This is a genomic window from Clostridium sp. BSD9I1 (genome assembly GCF_900185645.1).
GTDB lineage: Bacteria > Bacillota > Clostridia > Clostridiales > Clostridiaceae > Clostridium_AK.
Genome location: NZ_FYAM01000025.1, coordinates 17,855 through 33,097 on the forward strand (window position 1 = coordinate 17,855; position 15,243 = coordinate 33,097).

Here is a 15,243-nt window from a genome sequence, read left to right on the forward strand (position 1 = left end):
ATATGAGTAAGAAGTTTGGATTAGGAAAGGGATTGGGGGCATTAATTCCTGAAGATTCTTCAGAAGATAATCTCTTGCTAAATGGGATGCAAAAGATAGATATTTCGCTTATAAGAGCTAATAACACTCAGCCTAGAAAGAGCTTTGATGAAGAAAAAATAATGGAACTATCAGAGTCAATAAAACAGTATGGAGTTATTCAACCTATACTTATTACAAAAGATGATGGTACCCATACATATACAATTGTAGCTGGAGAAAGAAGATGGAGAGCGGCAAAGCTTGCTGGGATCAAAGAAGTACCTGTTATTATAAAGGAGCTAAATAAAAAAGAGATTCTGGAAATTTCCTTAATAGAAAATATACAAAGACAGGACTTAAATCCAATTGAAGAAGCTAAAGCATATAAAAATCTTTTAGAAGATTTTAAGTTAACGCAAGAAGAATTGAGTAAAAGAGTGGGTAAATCTAGAACAGCTATTACAAATTGTATTAGACTTTTAAATTTAGATGAAAGAGTTCAAGACTATGTTATAGATGGAGTTTTAACTGAGGGGCATGGCAGAACATTGCTTGCTATTGAAAATAAGGAATTACAATATAAGATATCTCAGATGATTATAGATGATAAATTAAGTGTAAGAGAAACTGAAAAATTGATAAAATCACTAAACAGGGACAAAGAGAAACAAAGAAATAATAAGCAAATTAACAATATATATTATGATGATATAAAAAATAAGTTAGAAGAGTTATTTGGAACTAGAGTAGTTTTGAATAGCAATAATGACAAAGGAAAGATTCAAATTGAATATTATTCTGAAGAAGACCTTCAAAGAATATTAGATATACTAAAACTTTAAGTAAATTATAAAATGTTTCACGTGAAACAATAACATGAAAGGAGATATTATATGGAAAGCTTAATTGCAGCACTAAATGAAGTTCAGCCCTTTATAATAATAGCTCTTGTGGCAATTGTAATTATATTAATTATAGCTATAGCTGTACAGGGAAAGGCAATAAGTAGATTAGAGGTAAGGTATAAAAGACTTATGAGGGGAGTAGATAATAAAAATTTAGAAAAAGTAATAACAAGTTATTTAGATAAAATAGATGAATCTGTAGAAAAAACTGAGCATATCAATGATTTATATAATGAGTTAAGTATTAAGATTAACTCATGCATTCAAAAGTTTTCAATTGTAAGATATAGAGCGTTTGAGGATGTTGGAAGTGACTTGAGCTATTCAATAGCCTTATTAGATAACAGTAATAACGGAATAATTCTTACTGGACTTTATGGAAGAAATGAAAGTACAACTTATGCAAAGCCTATAGATAAGGGTATATCAAGATATGAATTATCTGACGAAGAAGATCAAGTACTACAAGATGCAATGAATGATAATGAATAATATTTAAGCATAAGTATAAAAAATCTCGTTTGGGGTAATATTTACCTTAAAGGAGGTTTTTTACTATGGTAATATGTGTTTCTGAAGAACTTAATCATATATCAAATGAATTAAAAAAAAGAGGATATAGCATAATAAAATCCCTTGGAGAATGTAATTGTGATGTTATTATATGCAATCTAAAGGACGGGGGATTAAGCAAATTAACTATGGAACATACCTTGAAAAATGAGGGGATTCTTATAATAGACCTTGGAAGTAAAAATATAGATGAAATAGAAAACATACTCAATAATAGAACGGATAATTCCATATTTTAGATTGTTTTTTATATAAGGCGATGCTTAAATCATATATGATAATAATTAAGTTAAAACTATAAATTATCATAAATTATTAAGAATCGCCTTATATTTTAAATGTTTATAAATATTAATTATTTAAAAGTACTTTTTTACTTTTTTCAATCTTTTTACCACCTATGGTTTTAAGTACAGAATGATATATACCTTCAGATATGGTTTCAGCTAACTGCATAACCGTATAAAGACGAGTGTTTTGAAGAACCATAAATTCTAGAGAACCAGAAATATTTACAATTCCTGTTATACTTAGATCACCAATCTCAGGCAAGTTCTTATTCATAGCTGAGCCAGGGCTCAATGGCTTTTCTTCAACGCAAACCTTACCTATATTTTGAATACTTCCAAGACAAGCGTCTATGGCTATTATATATGGATTTTTAAATTTCATATGTATTTCTTCAATTGTTTCACATAAGTTTTTAGCGTGAACTGGGTTTTCCAGGTTTCCGTAAATATAGAAATTCTCCCTAGTTAAGAATTTAAGTTTGTGTCCAACTAAAGGACCTAAACTATCACCTGTAGAACGATCAGAACCTATGCATAATACAACAATAGTTTTATTAGATTTTACTACAGGACTTAAGAATTCAGTTAAGGTATCTCTTAAAGAAAATATAGAAGATGTAACAGATGAATCAAACATAACTTTTTTCTCCATATAAGCAAAACCTCCTGTTTAGGATTATATCCAAACGGAGGTTTATTATACATAAATTATAATACATCTACAGATTTTAATACTTTGTAAAAAACTACTAAGAAGATACAAAAAAACATTCCTGAAATGCCATTTACCTTTAATCCTATAAATATAGCAGCAATTACTGATACCGGATGTAATCCTAATGAGGCAGATACTATTTTAGGCTCCACTATTTGTCTCACTACAGTTACAACTATATACCATATTAATATTCCAAAGGCAGTAAAGTAATTTTTAACTATAAAGAAGTAGATTAAAGCTAAGGGAATATATATGCCGCCAACTCCAAGTACAGGAAGAATATCAAATATAGCAGCTACAACACTTAATATACCAGAATACTTTACTTTTAAGACTGTAAAGCCAATTAGTGTCTCTATAAATGTAATACAGATAACAAGCAAATAAGACATAGCATAATTTGTAAGCATTCTTTTAGCTTCATGAATTATATGAATAAGCCTATCTGAGTTCTCATTTTCTAGAGCGTGCAAAAACTTAGTTTTCGCAGAGGACAAGTCTCTTGTAAAAAAGTATGTTGATATTAAAGTAAATAATACTACCATAAAAACAGAAGGTATATACCCTAAAAATGATATAGCTCCTTGTATTATCTTACCTGTAATTAATACAGTTAAATTAGAAATTTTAGATATATAAGATGATAAGTTTTTCTCTATAGCATTTATAATAGATGGATCTAAATTATTATAATATTGTTCTAAATCTTGAACAAGATAGTTTATGTTATTACTATTAGTATTTAAATATAGCTGAATATTTTTAGCTAATTGTATGGCTTCTTTAGTAAGAGTAAAAATCACAGTATATAAGAGAGATAAAATCACTGTGAAAAAAAACAATGTAGCTAGTAAAGAAGATATAGAGTTCTTTATCTTGAATTTTTTGCATATAAATCTACTTGGTTTTCTTAATATAAGTGCAAAAATTAATGCTAGCACAAAGGGTAAGGTAAACTGTAGGGTTTTAAAAAATGTTATAAATACAAGTGTATAAATTATAAAGAACAATATTGTTCTATCAAATCGTTGTAAAAACCGCCCCATTATGTCACTCCCTTTTTAACAGTTTAAATAGTGAATTTATAGTATAGTCAATATGTTCCTTGGTATTAAATAATCCTAAACTAAACCGTAAGGTTCCAGTAGGAAAGGTTCCTATTGTTTTATGGGCTAATGGAGCACAATGGAGCCCCGTTCTTGTCATAATGCCAAAATCTCTTTCAAGTAGCATACCAAGTTCAGCAACATCAATTTTAGAAGATGTTATAGAAATGGTAGGAACATACTTTAAGTTACTATTATATCCTATAATACTTATATTATCTATATTTAAAAGCTCTTCTATAAATATTTTGAATAAGTTATGTTCTGTGTTTTCTATGTTTTTTAATCCAAAGTTTTCTATAAATTTCAAAGAAGAAAGTAATCCTACTATACCAGGCATGTTTAATGTGCCGCTTTCAAATTTGTCTGGTAAGAAGGTAGGTTGTTCTGTATTAAAAGATTCGCTACCTGTACCACCTTCTATAAAAGGTGACATTTCATCATTAAACTCATCTGTAAGTAAAAATCCGCCTATCCCTTGGGGACCTAGTAATGATTTATGCCCTGTAAATGCTAATGCACTACAATTAAGGTCTTTAAAGTCTAAATTTAAATTTCCTGCTGTTTGAGCAGAATCTATAATAAAGTATATATTCTTTTCTTTACATATATCACCTATTTCTTTAATTGGCTGTACACTACCTATTACATTAGAAGCATGAGAAAGAATAATCAATTTAGTATTTTCTTTTATTGTTTCTTTAAGCATATTTATATCAATAATACCACTTTCATTACAAGATATTATGTCAACTTCAATGTTTTTAGATCTTTGAAGGGATGCAAGAGGTCTTAATATTGAGTTATGCTCCATTGAAGTAGTAATTATGTGCCAGCCATCTTTTACAGATGATTTTAGTAAAGTATTTAATGATGTAGTAATATTTGGTGTGAAAATTACATTTTCTAATTTATCAAAGTTAAAAAGTTCAGCAAGTTTTAATCTACAGTCAAAAACAATTTCACTACTCTTAATTGAGTTCTTATAGGCACCTCTCCCGGGATTTCCCCCTACTTCTGTCATGTATTTTATCATAGAATCTGTAACTTCATTGGGCTTTGGAAAGGTTGTAGCTGCATTATCTAAATATATACTTATAGTAATCACCATCCTAATTATCTAATAAATTTTGTATCAATATATTTTTAAAAATAAATTCATATTTAAAATTATTTACAAAGTTATAGTATAATAAAAGTGTTAAATATATTATAAGGTAATTACTATTAAATTTACAAGGTAGAGGTGAAAAAAATGGATAATATAATAAATTGCAAGGGACTTAATTGTCCAGAACCTGTAATTAATACAAAAAAGTATTTTGATTCTATTAGCCAAGGAGAAGGTACAGTAATAGTAGATAATGAAGTTGCTAAAAACAATATAATAAAGTTTGCTAAAAATAATAACTATTTATCAGAAATAGTAAAGATGGAAAATGAATTATACTATATAAAAGTGGTTAAAGAAGTAGAGAATACAAAAGATAAAAATTTACTAAATGATGGGTATACTATTTTAGTTACTACAGATAAGCTCGGAGAGGGAAGTGAAGAATTAGGAAAGATATTAATGAAAAGCTATTTTTATGCTGTTTCAGAAAACGATAAGCTTCCGACAAATATAATATTTTTAAATAGTGGTGTTTTTCTTACTACAGAAGGATCTGAAGTATTAGATGTTTTAGAGGCTATGAGTAAAAAGGGTGTAGCTATTTCAAGTTGTGGAACATGTTTAGATTTTTATAATCTAAAGGATAAGTTAAAATTAGGTGAAATTTCTAACATGTATTTTATAGTAGAGAAAATAAGTAATTCTAGCAAAGTGATAAAGTTGTAAATGGAGTGATAATAATGACACAGTATTATGTTTTAGTTTTTAAAAATACACTTGACTCAATAAAAGCAGAAAAATTTTTAAAGGAAAATAGCATAAATATGACTATAATGCCCACCCCTACAGGAATTACTCAAAGTTGCGGCATAAGCATTAAAGTAAATCCAGATGATATAAATAAAATAAAAGAATTAATAACAGAAAATAAGCTCACTGCAAAGGCTATATTTGGAAGAGAGGAAAGCGCATATAGGAGAATATATAATAATGAAGAATAATGCTTTATAATTATCAGGGAGGAATACATAGTGTTTAGTTTTAGCAATATAAGTAGTTTTTTAGATAAATTAGATATATATGGAGCAATTTATACAACTATTAAGGTTTTAATCATACTTATTTTAATGTATTTATTAAGAAAAATAGGAAATAGCGTAATAAATAGATTTGTAAGCAAACAAAGTAATATGAGGTTTTCGTTAAATGAAAAGAGATCTAAGACTTTAGGGGCAATACTTAAGAGTATATTGAAATATTCAATATATTCTATAGGAATATTTATAATTGTAGAGATGTTATTTGGAATTAGAGGAATTACCTTTGCAAGTTTTGGTGGTGTAGCCATAGGTCTTGGAGCTCAAAATCTTATAAAGGATGTAATAAATGGATTTTTTATATTATTTGAGGATCAATATGCTGTAGGAGATTATGTTACCATAGAAAACAAGGCTGGCATTGTAGAAACTATAGAACTTAGAATAACAAGAGTAAGAGATTTCAATGGAGACTTACATATACTTCCCAATGGTATTATAAGTAATGTAACAAATCATTCTAGAGGAAATATAAGGTTTCTTCTTGATATAAGTATTTCAAACGATGAAAGTTTAGATAAAGTAATCAATATGATAAAAGAAATATGCAAGGAATTTAAGATAGAAAATAAAAACATAGTAGAAGGGCCGAAAGTTGTAGGAGTTACAGCAATGAATGAAACTTCATTTACTATAAGAGTAGTAGGAAAGTCTAAGCCTTTAACACATTGGGATGTTGAAGTAGAATTAAGAGAAAAAATAATGCATTTATTAGATAGAAAAAATATTAAGAGACCATATACTAAAATGAAAATAATAAAGGAGGAACAAAATGGTTAAAATTTTTAATTTGGGAGATATTGTTGAAATGAAAAAAGATCACCCTTGCGGAAGTAAAGAGTGGGAAATTATACGAATGGGAGCAGATATAAAAATAAAATGCTGCGGATGTGGAAGAATAATAATGCTTCCAAGAAGTAAATTTGAAAAGGATATGAAAAAGGTAGTAAAATGTAGCAACGAAGAAAATAAAGAAGATATTTTAAAATAGATATAAAAACTATTGATTTTTATAAAAATAGATGATAAAATATATCGGTAGTCCCTGCTGTGAAAATCACAGCCGTAAGTCCAAGGGGAGGAGGTGAAATCTAATGAGAAAATATGAAACTATATTTATACTTAATCCATCATTAGATGAGGAAGCAGTTAAAGCAACTGTGGAAAAATTTAAAGGTGTTATTGAAAGCAATGGTGGAGCAGTAGAAAATGTTGATTTCTGGGGAAGAAGAAAATTAGCTTATGAAATTAACAAAATCGGCGAAGGTTATTATACATTATTTAACTTCAACGCTGGCCCAGAATTACCAAAAGAATTAGATAGATTATTTAGAATCAATGATTCAGTTATAAGACATATAATAGTTAAAGATGAAAAATAAGGTGTGGTGCTAAAATGAATAAAGTAGTTTTAATAGGAAGGCTTACCAAAGATCCAGAGTTAAAATTTACTCCTGGAAATGGTACAGCAGTAGCCACCTTTACATTAGCTGTCGATAGAAGATTTTCTAAAGATGGTAATAGAGAAGCGGACTTTATCCCTGTAGTGGTATGGGGAAAACAAGCAGAATCTACAGCTAATTACATGAGCAAAGGTAAACTTATGGGAGTTAGCGGTAGAATTCAAACAAGAAGTTATGAAGCTAAGGACGGAACTAGAAGGTACATAACCGAGATAGTTGCAGAAGAGGTTCAATTTCTTGAATGGGGGAACAGACAATCCACGGCAGACCAAATCAATGGAGGCTACCCACAGACTGGTATGCCAGGAGGATTTGATGGTTCCTATTCCGATGATATCACTCCTATAGATGATGGAGAGATACCATTTTAATAATAAAGGAGGGTTGAAAAATGAGCAGAGAATCTGGTAGAGATAGAGATAGAGATGGCGGAAACAGAAGATCTTCTGGAAAAATGAGAAGATCAAGAAGAAAGGTTTGTATGTTCTGTGTAGACAAAGCAGAAAGCATTGATTACAAAGATATAAACAAATTAAGAAAATATATAACTGAAAGAGGAAAGATTCTTCCAAGAAGAATTTCCGGAACTTGTGCAAAGCATCAAAGAAAACTTACAGATGCAATAAAGAGAGCAAGAAACATAGCTTTATTACCATTCACAACAGAATAATAAAGTTTATATAGATTGCTTAAAGAAAGGATTTATCCTTTCTTTTTTTTATATACAATATCAATACATAATGAGCTTTAATCGATATATAACCTTATGCAATAAAGGATTATAAATGGTAAAATGGAATATAATTATTGTAAAATATTTATAGTAAACTTATAATTATATTATGTGTATAACTTTGGATAACCGGGTTTTAGCAAAAAGGAATTAAAAGAGGTGAAAACATGAAAAAGGATGATTTTAATATAATGCATAACATAAAAGTAATAGAGGAACTAAAGGCAGAACTGTTATGTTTAATAGGAGATTTTTTTAGATTATTAACTCGTGGAAGTAATGTAGCTCAAGAAGCTATACTTGACTGCATTGCAGGGTCAATAACAGTATTATATATATTAGCAGAGAGACTTGGATATTCTTATACTGCAGTGGATGAAAATATGAAAAGAAAATTAAAGATGGGAATACTCGAGGAAGATAAAGTAGAGAAGGAAAATAAGGATTTAAGTAGATTATATTCTCATCTTAAGGAAAGGCAGTAAGGTGGAATAATATGAAGAATCAAAAATATGCTACTAAAAGTACTGTAGAAGCAGGAATTATGACGTGTATTATTTTAATTTTAATGTTAATAAATATATACATGCCTATATTTTCATATGTATTAAAGTTTATTCTTCCAATTCCAGTAACATTGCTATATTTAAGACATAATTCAAAGGTTACATTTACAGCTTTAGCTGCAAGTGGTATATTAATTTCTTTAATTAACAACCCGCTATCCGGATTAACTAGTGCAATAATGTTTGGTCTTACAGGTATTGCATTAGGTTATAGTATAAAAAGAGAACTAAGTGTACCTACCACTATAATGCTTTTAGCATTGGCATCTTTAATAGGATCTGTTATTGACTTTACTGTATATATAACATTAATTAGTGGAACAAGTGTAACAAAGTTTATGAGTGAAGTTGTTAGGACTATAAATGAATCTATGAATATGAGTATAAGTTTTTACGAGAAAATGGGAATGCCATCAGAGCAAATTAAGATGTTTAAAAGTATGATAGGTATTTTTACAGTAGATTATATGATGAAGCTTATACCATCAGCTCTTCTTATTTCTTCGGTTATATTTGCATTTTTAAGTTATATAATTACTCGATTAATACTCAGAAAATTAGGATATAATATAAAGGAAATGCCTAAGTTTTCCAAGATGTATATTGATATAAGATTTGTAACAATATTAGCTATAACAATGCTTATAGGAATAATACTTATAAGGTTAAATATAACTGTAGGAGAGTATATATCGATTTCCTCAGAGTTAATGCTTTTGTATGCATTTTTATTTGATGGAATAGCACTAGTAACTTATTATCTTAGTAATAAATTAAGTTTATCCAAGGGAGTTATTGTTGCATTAATAGTATTTACAACAGTTTCTCAATTAGCAATTGTGTATATAATACTTGGAGTAATAGATATCATTGCAGATTTTAGGAAGCTTGACCCAAATAGGATTTGGAAAACAAGTTAATGGGGGTCCCGTATGGATAATAATTATAATTATTTTTTTACTACCAACAAAATTTATATGATAATGATAGCTATATTGGTTATGTTTGTAAGTTATTATAATTATATAATTGGTTTATTAGCTAGCTTTATATATATTGGTCTTATAGTATACAATATAAGAACAAATAAAACTAAGAAAAACAAGTGGAAAAAGTTTATAGAAAATTTTTCTTTAAACATGGATAATGCCACTAGAAATACATTGGTAAATTTACCTTTTCCAATGCTTATAATAGGAAAAAAGGGAAATATATTGTGGTATAATCAAAATTTCTCCCAAGTTTTAAGTAACCAAGATATACTAGATAAAAATATAAATGATTTTATAAAAGAACTAAATATAAGGCAAGTATTAGAAGGTAAAAAAAATTCATTTAAATATGTAAAACTACAGGATAGTTACTTCGATATTTATACTAATATAGTTGAAGGTAATGAAAGTAAGGTAAGTAATAAAGAAAAGATGATTCTTGTATACCTATATGATGTAACAGATTTTTATCATATGATGACAAGTGTTGATGAAAATAAGGAAACTGTAATGCTTATTGAGGTAGATAATTTAGATGAAGTGATAAAAAGTACTGAAGAAGATAAGAAACCTATTTTGATAGCAGAAATAGAAAAAGTTATTAATAGCTATTCTCAAAATCTTAATGCTATGTCAAAAAAATACGATTCAAATAAATATGTATTATCTGTTCAAAACAAGTATATTCAAAAAGAAATGGAAAAAAAGTTCGATGTCTTAGATAATATACGTGAAATAGACATAGGAAATAAGCTTACAGTAACTTTAAGCATAGGTATAGGACGAGGTGGAAAAAATCCTATAGAAAATCAAAAGTTTGCAGCATCAGCTAAAGATTTGGCCCTTGGAAGAGGGGGAGATCAAGCGGTTGTAAAAAATGGAGAGAAACTTTCCTTTTATGGAGGAAAAACTAAGGAAGTAGAAAAAAGAACTAAGGTGAGAGCTAGAGTTATAGCTCATGCTCTTTTAGATCTTATAAATGAAAGTAGTGCAGTTCTTATTATGGGTCATGTAAATATGGATATAGATTGTCTAGGAGCAGCAGTTGGTATTTATAGTACTGTTAATTCTCTAAATAAGCAATGTAATATAGTATTAGATGAAGTAAATAACAGTATTAAAATAATAATGGAAAAACTTAAGAATGAAAAGGATTATAATAATGCATTTATAAGTACAATTGATGCTATAGATAAGTTAGATGAAGATACATTACTTATATTAGTGGATGTTCATAGTAAGGGCCATGTGGAAGATATAAGATTAGTAGAAAAGGCAAAGAAAACGGTTATAATAGATCATCATAGAAAGTCCTCTAATTTTGTAGAAGGAACTTTATTGAGTTATATAGAGCCATATGCTTCATCTACTTCAGAAATGGTAACAGAAATGATACAATATATGAGTGACAAGCCACAATTAAAGATATTAGAGGCTGAGGCTTTGCTTGCAGGAATATGTGTAGATACAAAAAACTTTTATTTTAAGACAGGGGTAAGGACTTTTGAGGCTGCCTCTTTTTTAAGAAAGTTAGGTGCTGATACCATAGATGTTAAGAAGTTATTTTCAGATGACTTAGACACTTATTTAAAAAGATATGAGATAATAAAGTCAGCTGAAGTAATAAATGGAATTGCCATATCAATATGCCCGCCGGATATAGAAAATATTGTATTAGCTGCACAAGCAGCGGATGAACTACTAAATATTACAGGTATTCATTCATCATTTGTTTTTGCTAAAATAGAAGATGATATACACATAAGTGGTCGTTCCTTAGGAGATATAAATGTGCAGGTAATACTGGAAGCTTTAGGTGGTGGTGGGCACATGACTATGGCAGGAGCTAAATTAAAGTCTAATACAATAGAAGAAGCTGTAGAAAAATTAAAAAATGCTATAGATAAATACTTAAGGGAAGGTGACTATAAATGAAGGTAATATTATTACAAGATGTTAAAAAATTGGGAAAGAAAGGTGATGTAGTTAATACATCTGATGGATATGCAAGGAATTTCTTATTTCCAAGGAAATTAGCAATAGAGGCAAACGATTCTAATATGCATGTGTTAAACAATAAAAAGGAAGCAGAAAGAAGACAAAAGACTGCAGAAATAGAACAGGCACAAAAGTTAGCTAAAGAAATACAAGGCAAGGAAATACTTATTAAAGTTAAAACTGGAGAACATGGAAGATTATTTGGGTCCATAACAGGTAAAGACATTTCAGAGGAGTTAAAGAAAAAGTTTAATATAGATATAGATAAGAAAAAGATTGTAGTTGATATTATAAGACAGTTAGGAACTTATGAGGTAGAAGTAAAAATATACCCTGAAATTTCTACAAAGATTAAAGTTGTTGTGGACCATCAATAAGGAGGATATGAGTTGAAATCTCAATTTGTTGGTGAATTTGAAAAGGATATAGTTGATTCTCTATCCATGGAAACACAAGTAAATGTGTTGTGGGAAATGCTGGGCAAAATAGTAGATGAAAAAACTATAAAATCACGAATAGTTAAATATAAGTTGCAAAAATATATCAGTGGTGTAGATCCATATAAAAGGTTATATGCCTTAAATAAGATAATAAGTGATGGAAAAGGTATAGAAATCGTTCCAGATAAAAAAAGTGTATATGACGCTCTTCAAGATACAAATGAATGGATATCACAAATACTTGCTAAAAGATATGTTCAAAGTAATATTGAGAAAGAAGTGGAAACTCTTTTAAATGAGAAGCAAGAAAAATATATAGACGAGATAAGGCTTGGAATAATTAAAAAGCAAAAGGGACCAGAAAATGCAAAGACACTTAAAAAGTATGCTCAGTTAGAAGTTTTGGATTCACAAAAGCTTACTAAAAATATTCAATCTCTTTTAAGACCAGAGTGTTTTGATGAGATTGTAGGTCAGGAAAGGGCTATAAAATCACTACTTTCTAAAATTGCATCGCCTTACCCTCAGCATATAATACTCTATGGACCTCCAGGAGTAGGTAAAACTACTGCTGCAAGATTGGCCCTAGAAGAAGCAAAGAAAATGAAGAATACTCCATTTAAAGAAGAGTCAAACTTTGTTGAAGTGGATGGTACTACTTTAAGATGGGATCCTAGAGAGATAACTAATCCCTTACTTGGATCTGTTCATGATCCTATATATCAAGGAAGTAAGAGAGATTTAGCAGAAATCGGAGTGCCTGAACCAAAGCCAGGCCTGGTAACAGAAGCTCATGGAGGAGTTCTATTTATTGATGAAATAGGGGAACTAGACAATATACTTCAAAATAAGCTTCTTAAGGTTTTAGAAGATAAAAGAGTTGAGTTTTCATCTTCTTATTATGACCCAGATGATGAAAGTACACCTAAGTATATTAAATACTTATTTGATAAAGGGGCTCCTGCAGACTTTATACTTATAGGAGCAACTACTAGGGAACCTGAAGAAATAAATCCTGCCTTAAGATCAAGATGTACTGAGGTATATTTTGAGCCGTTGACTCCGAAGGATATAGAAATTATAATTGAAAATGCAGCAAAAAAGTTAAATATAGAAACGGAAGATGGATTAGCAGAAATTATAAGTAGATATACCATAGAAGGAAGAAAAGCAGTAAATATACTTGCAGATGTATATGGATATGTACTATACAAGAATAATATAGATGCTAATGAAAAAGTAAGTATATCACTAGAGGATTTAAAACAAGTTATATCCATAAATAGGCTTACCCCGTATGAAGAAGTGCAAAATGGAGATAAGTATGAAATAGGTCACATTTATGGACTAGGAGTTAGTGGATATATAGGTTCTACCATCGAAATTGAAGCAGCTGTATTTGATGCTAAAGAAAAAGGACAAGGCAAGGTAAGATTTAATGATACTGCAGGTTCTATGGCTAAGGATTCAGTATTTAATGCTGCATCTGTAATAAGAAAGATAACCGATAAGGATATGAGTGATTATGATATACATGTAAATATAATAGGTGGAGGACGTATTGATGGTCCTTCAGCAGGTGCTGCTATTACTATGTGTATAATAAGCTCGCTGTTAAATAAACCTATAAAACAAGATATTGCAATAACAGGAGAAATATCTTTAAGAGGAAAAGTTAAGCCTGTAGGGGGCATATTTGAAAAAATATACGGTGCTAGAAGAAAAGGTATAAGACAAATTATAATACCTAAGGACAATGGTAAAGAAGTCCCTGTGGGTTTAAAGGATATAGAAGTAAAGGCAGTAGAAGATATAGAGGAATTAATGAAGCTAGTGTTTAAAGACTAAGGAGAGATGAGGTTTGGATACATCAGTATTAAGAAGCATGCCCCATAATTTAGAGGCAGAACAAAGTGTGCTTGGTTCCATGATCATAGACAAAACCTCAATAGCACAATCAGCAGAAGTTTTACAAGCCTCAGATTTTTATAAAGATGCTCATCAAGTAATATTTAATGCAATAATGGACTTATATCAAAAGGATACAGCGGTAGATTTGATAACTCTCACAGAACATTTGCAATCAAAGGAGAGACTTGAAGATGCTGGAGGAATAACTTATATAAGTCAGGTTTGTACTTCGGTTATCTCTACAGCTAATCTTCAATCTTATATAAAGATTGTTAAAGATAAGTCTACACTAAGGAAACTTATACGTGCATCTACTGATATTATAGAACAAAGTTATAATAAGCAAGATGATGTAGCTTCTGTTGTAGATATAGCAGAAAAAAAGATTTTTGATATAGGGAGTAATAGAGATACAAGTGAGTTTGAGGCCATGAACACTGTACTTGAAAGAGGATTTTTAGAAATAGAACGACTCTTTAATAATAAAGGCGGTGTAACAGGCGTACCTTCAGGTTTCCCTGAGCTGGATTCTAAAACTTCTGGTTTTCAAAGGGGAGATATGGTGCTGATTGCAGCTAGACCTTCTATGGGAAAGACAACTTTTGCCCTTAACTTAGCAGAATATGCAGCACTTAGAGAAGGAAAAAGTGTGGCTGTGTTTTCACTGGAAATGTCTAAGGAACAGCTAGCATATAAACTCCTATGTTCACAAGCTAATGTAGATATGTTAAAGCTTAGAACAGGAAATTTGGAGGATAAGGATTGGGAAAGTATAGCAAAAGCATCAGGACCACTCTCAACAGCTAGAATATTTATAGATGATACCGCAGGTATCTCTGTTATGGAAATGAGATCTAAATGTAGAAAGTTAAAGATAGAACATGGAATAGATTTAATACTTATAGATTATCTACAGCTTATGTCAGGAAGCAGGGGTAATGAAAGTAGACAACAAGAGGTATCTGAAATATCTAGATCTATTAAGGCACTGGCAAAGGAAATGCAATGTCCTGTAATAGCATTATCTCAGCTTTCTCGTGCTCCTGAACAAAGAACAGATCATAGACCAATGTTATCTGACTTAAGAGAGTCAGGTTCTATAGAGCAGGATGCGGATTTAGTTATGTTCTTATATAGGGATGAGTACTATAATAAGGAAACTGAAGAGAAAAACGTAGCAGAATGCATTATAGCTAAACAAAGAAATGGTCCTACTGGAACAGTTAAACTGGCATGGTTAGGGCAATATAGTAAGTTTGGTAGATTAGATGTTATACATCAAGAATAAGAAACAAGTAGGGATTCCCTACTTGTTT

Annotated in this window: 19 protein-coding genes; 16 read left to right on the plus strand and 3 right to left on the minus strand. The window is 29.9% G+C overall.

The window, feature by feature from the left end; genetic code table 11:
- Positions 1-2: 2 nt before the first annotated feature.
- The 3 genes from BSD9I1_RS15585 (at position 3) to BSD9I1_RS15595 (ending at position 1,738) form a co-directional block, all read left to right on the plus strand.
- Positions 3-863, plus strand: coding sequence for a ParB/RepB/Spo0J family partition protein (locus BSD9I1_RS15585; protein WP_186431131.1), 861 nt, complete (start codon positions 3-5; stop codon positions 861-863).
- A gap of 51 nt (positions 864-914) precedes the next feature.
- Entirely contained in the window at positions 915-1,418 is a 504-nt protein-coding gene (locus BSD9I1_RS15590; protein WP_186431132.1) for a DUF4446 family protein, read from the plus strand.
- Positions 1,419-1,483: 65 nt separating this feature from the next.
- Positions 1,484-1,738, plus strand: a complete 255-nt coding sequence (locus BSD9I1_RS15595; RefSeq protein WP_035310097.1) for a YkuS family protein — start codon at positions 1,484-1,486, stop codon at positions 1,736-1,738.
- Positions 1,739-1,850: 112 nt separating this feature from the next.
- On the opposite strand, the gene yyaC is transcribed toward BSD9I1_RS15595, so the two are convergent.
- Genes yyaC through BSD9I1_RS15610 form a run of 3 tightly spaced genes read right to left on the minus strand, consistent with a single transcriptional unit; the run spans position 1,851 to position 4,712 of the window.
- Positions 1,851-2,441, minus strand: coding sequence for a spore protease YyaC (gene yyaC / locus BSD9I1_RS15600; protein WP_186431133.1), 591 nt, complete (start codon positions 2,439-2,441; stop codon positions 1,851-1,853).
- Between the two features lie 56 nt (positions 2,442-2,497).
- Positions 2,498-3,553: a sporulation integral membrane protein YtvI gene (ytvI, locus tag BSD9I1_RS15605; RefSeq protein WP_035310100.1), complete on the minus strand. Its 1,056-nt coding sequence runs from the start codon at positions 3,551-3,553 to the stop codon at positions 2,498-2,500.
- A 4-nt stretch (positions 3,554-3,557) separates the two neighbouring features.
- Positions 3,558-4,712: an aminotransferase class V-fold PLP-dependent enzyme gene (locus BSD9I1_RS15610; protein ID WP_186431213.1), complete on the minus strand. Its 1,155-nt coding sequence runs from the start codon at positions 4,710-4,712 to the stop codon at positions 3,558-3,560.
- A 156-nt stretch (positions 4,713-4,868) separates the two neighbouring features.
- On the opposite strand from BSD9I1_RS15610, the gene yedF reads away from it, so the two are divergent.
- From yedF to BSD9I1_RS15675, 13 genes are all read left to right on the plus strand, one after another.
- The gene (gene yedF, locus BSD9I1_RS15615) at positions 4,869-5,453 is read left to right on the plus strand and encodes a sulfurtransferase-like selenium metabolism protein YedF (RefSeq protein WP_186431134.1); all 585 of its coding nucleotides are present in this window, start codon (positions 4,869-4,871) and stop codon (positions 5,451-5,453) included.
- Between the two features lie 14 nt (positions 5,454-5,467).
- Entirely contained in the window at positions 5,468-5,728 is a 261-nt protein-coding gene (locus BSD9I1_RS15620) for a DUF3343 domain-containing protein (protein ID WP_186431135.1), read from the plus strand.
- A 30-nt stretch (positions 5,729-5,758) separates the two neighbouring features.
- Positions 5,759-6,604 carry a mechanosensitive ion channel family protein gene (locus BSD9I1_RS15625; protein WP_242966522.1) on the plus strand — a complete coding sequence of 282 codons (846 nt, stop codon included), beginning with the start codon at positions 5,759-5,761 and terminating at the stop codon, positions 6,602-6,604.
- Positions 6,597-6,815 (plus strand): DUF951 domain-containing protein, encoded by a 219-nt coding sequence (locus BSD9I1_RS15630; protein WP_035310110.1) that lies wholly within the window; start codon positions 6,597-6,599, stop codon positions 6,813-6,815. The genes BSD9I1_RS15625 and BSD9I1_RS15630 overlap by 8 nt, the downstream gene beginning before the upstream one ends.
- Before the next feature lie 103 nt (positions 6,816-6,918).
- Positions 6,919-7,206, plus strand: a complete 288-nt coding sequence (gene rpsF / locus BSD9I1_RS15635; RefSeq protein WP_186431136.1) for a 30S ribosomal protein S6 — start codon at positions 6,919-6,921, stop codon at positions 7,204-7,206.
- Positions 7,207-7,220: 14 nt separating this feature from the next.
- Positions 7,221-7,658: a single-stranded DNA-binding protein gene (locus BSD9I1_RS15640; protein WP_035310114.1), complete on the plus strand. Its 438-nt coding sequence runs from the start codon at positions 7,221-7,223 to the stop codon at positions 7,656-7,658.
- 20 nt (positions 7,659-7,678) lie between these two features.
- Positions 7,679-7,957, plus strand: a complete 279-nt coding sequence (gene rpsR / locus BSD9I1_RS15645; RefSeq protein ID WP_186431137.1) for a 30S ribosomal protein S18 — start codon at positions 7,679-7,681, stop codon at positions 7,955-7,957.
- 230 nt (positions 7,958-8,187) lie between these two features.
- The gene (locus tag BSD9I1_RS15650) at positions 8,188-8,505 is read left to right on the plus strand and encodes a MazG-like family protein (protein WP_035310118.1); all 318 of its coding nucleotides are present in this window, start codon (positions 8,188-8,190) and stop codon (positions 8,503-8,505) included.
- An 11-nt stretch (positions 8,506-8,516) separates the two neighbouring features.
- Positions 8,517-9,506, plus strand: a complete 990-nt coding sequence (locus tag BSD9I1_RS15655; protein ID WP_186431138.1) for a YybS family protein — start codon at positions 8,517-8,519, stop codon at positions 9,504-9,506.
- 12 nt (positions 9,507-9,518) lie between these two features.
- Positions 9,519-11,513: a DHH family phosphoesterase gene (locus BSD9I1_RS15660; RefSeq protein ID WP_186431139.1), complete on the plus strand. Its 1,995-nt coding sequence runs from the start codon at positions 9,519-9,521 to the stop codon at positions 11,511-11,513.
- The gene (gene rplI, locus BSD9I1_RS15665; RefSeq protein ID WP_035310126.1) at positions 11,510-11,953 is read left to right on the plus strand and encodes a 50S ribosomal protein L9; all 444 of its coding nucleotides are present in this window, start codon (positions 11,510-11,512) and stop codon (positions 11,951-11,953) included. Before BSD9I1_RS15660 ends, rplI begins: the two co-directional genes overlap by 4 nt.
- A 66-nt stretch (positions 11,954-12,019) precedes the next feature.
- Complete coding sequence (gene lonC, locus BSD9I1_RS15670) at positions 12,020-13,864, plus strand: Lon family ATP-dependent protease (protein WP_186431215.1); 1,845 nt, start codon at positions 12,020-12,022, stop codon at positions 13,862-13,864.
- Between the two features lie 13 nt (positions 13,865-13,877).
- A complete protein-coding gene (locus tag BSD9I1_RS15675) occupies positions 13,878-15,215 on the plus strand; it encodes a replicative DNA helicase (protein WP_081957217.1) in 1,338 nt (445 codons plus the stop codon).
- The last annotated feature ends 28 nt before the right edge of the window (positions 15,216-15,243 follow it).

Bases quoted from the DNA above. Each gene is read 5' to 3' on its own strand.
- rpsR (WP_186431137.1), top strand. From the start codon at position 7,679: ATGAGCAGAGAATCTGGTAGAGATAGAGATAGAGATGGCGGAAACAGA.
- BSD9I1_RS15630 (WP_035310110.1), top strand. From the start codon at position 6,597: ATGGTTAAAATTTTTAATTTGGGAGATATTGTTGAAATGAAAAAAGAT.
- rpsF (WP_186431136.1), top strand. From the start codon at position 6,919: ATGAGAAAATATGAAACTATATTTATACTTAATCCATCATTAGATGAG.
- yyaC (WP_186431133.1), bottom strand. From the start codon at position 2,441: ATGGAGAAAAAAGTTATGTTTGATTCATCTGTTACATCTTCTATATTT.
- ytvI (WP_035310100.1), bottom strand. From the start codon at position 3,553: ATGGGGCGGTTTTTACAACGATTTGATAGAACAATATTGTTCTTTATA.
- BSD9I1_RS15650 (WP_035310118.1), top strand. From the start codon at position 8,188: ATGAAAAAGGATGATTTTAATATAATGCATAACATAAAAGTAATAGAG.
- BSD9I1_RS15620 (WP_186431135.1), top strand. From the start codon at position 5,468: ATGACACAGTATTATGTTTTAGTTTTTAAAAATACACTTGACTCAATA.
- lonC (WP_186431215.1), top strand. From the start codon at position 12,020: ATGGAAACACAAGTAAATGTGTTGTGGGAAATGCTGGGCAAAATAGTA.
- rplI (WP_035310126.1), top strand. From the start codon at position 11,510: ATGAAGGTAATATTATTACAAGATGTTAAAAAATTGGGAAAGAAAGGT.
- BSD9I1_RS15590 (WP_186431132.1), top strand. From the start codon at position 915: ATGGAAAGCTTAATTGCAGCACTAAATGAAGTTCAGCCCTTTATAATA.
- BSD9I1_RS15640 (WP_035310114.1), top strand. From the start codon at position 7,221: ATGAATAAAGTAGTTTTAATAGGAAGGCTTACCAAAGATCCAGAGTTA.
- yedF (WP_186431134.1), top strand. From the start codon at position 4,869: ATGGATAATATAATAAATTGCAAGGGACTTAATTGTCCAGAACCTGTA.
- BSD9I1_RS15585 (WP_186431131.1), top strand. From the start codon at position 3: ATGAGTAAGAAGTTTGGATTAGGAAAGGGATTGGGGGCATTAATTCCT.
- BSD9I1_RS15660 (WP_186431139.1), top strand. From the start codon at position 9,519: ATGGATAATAATTATAATTATTTTTTTACTACCAACAAAATTTATATG.
- BSD9I1_RS15595 (WP_035310097.1), top strand. From the start codon at position 1,484: ATGGTAATATGTGTTTCTGAAGAACTTAATCATATATCAAATGAATTA.
- BSD9I1_RS15655 (WP_186431138.1), top strand. From the start codon at position 8,517: ATGAAGAATCAAAAATATGCTACTAAAAGTACTGTAGAAGCAGGAATT.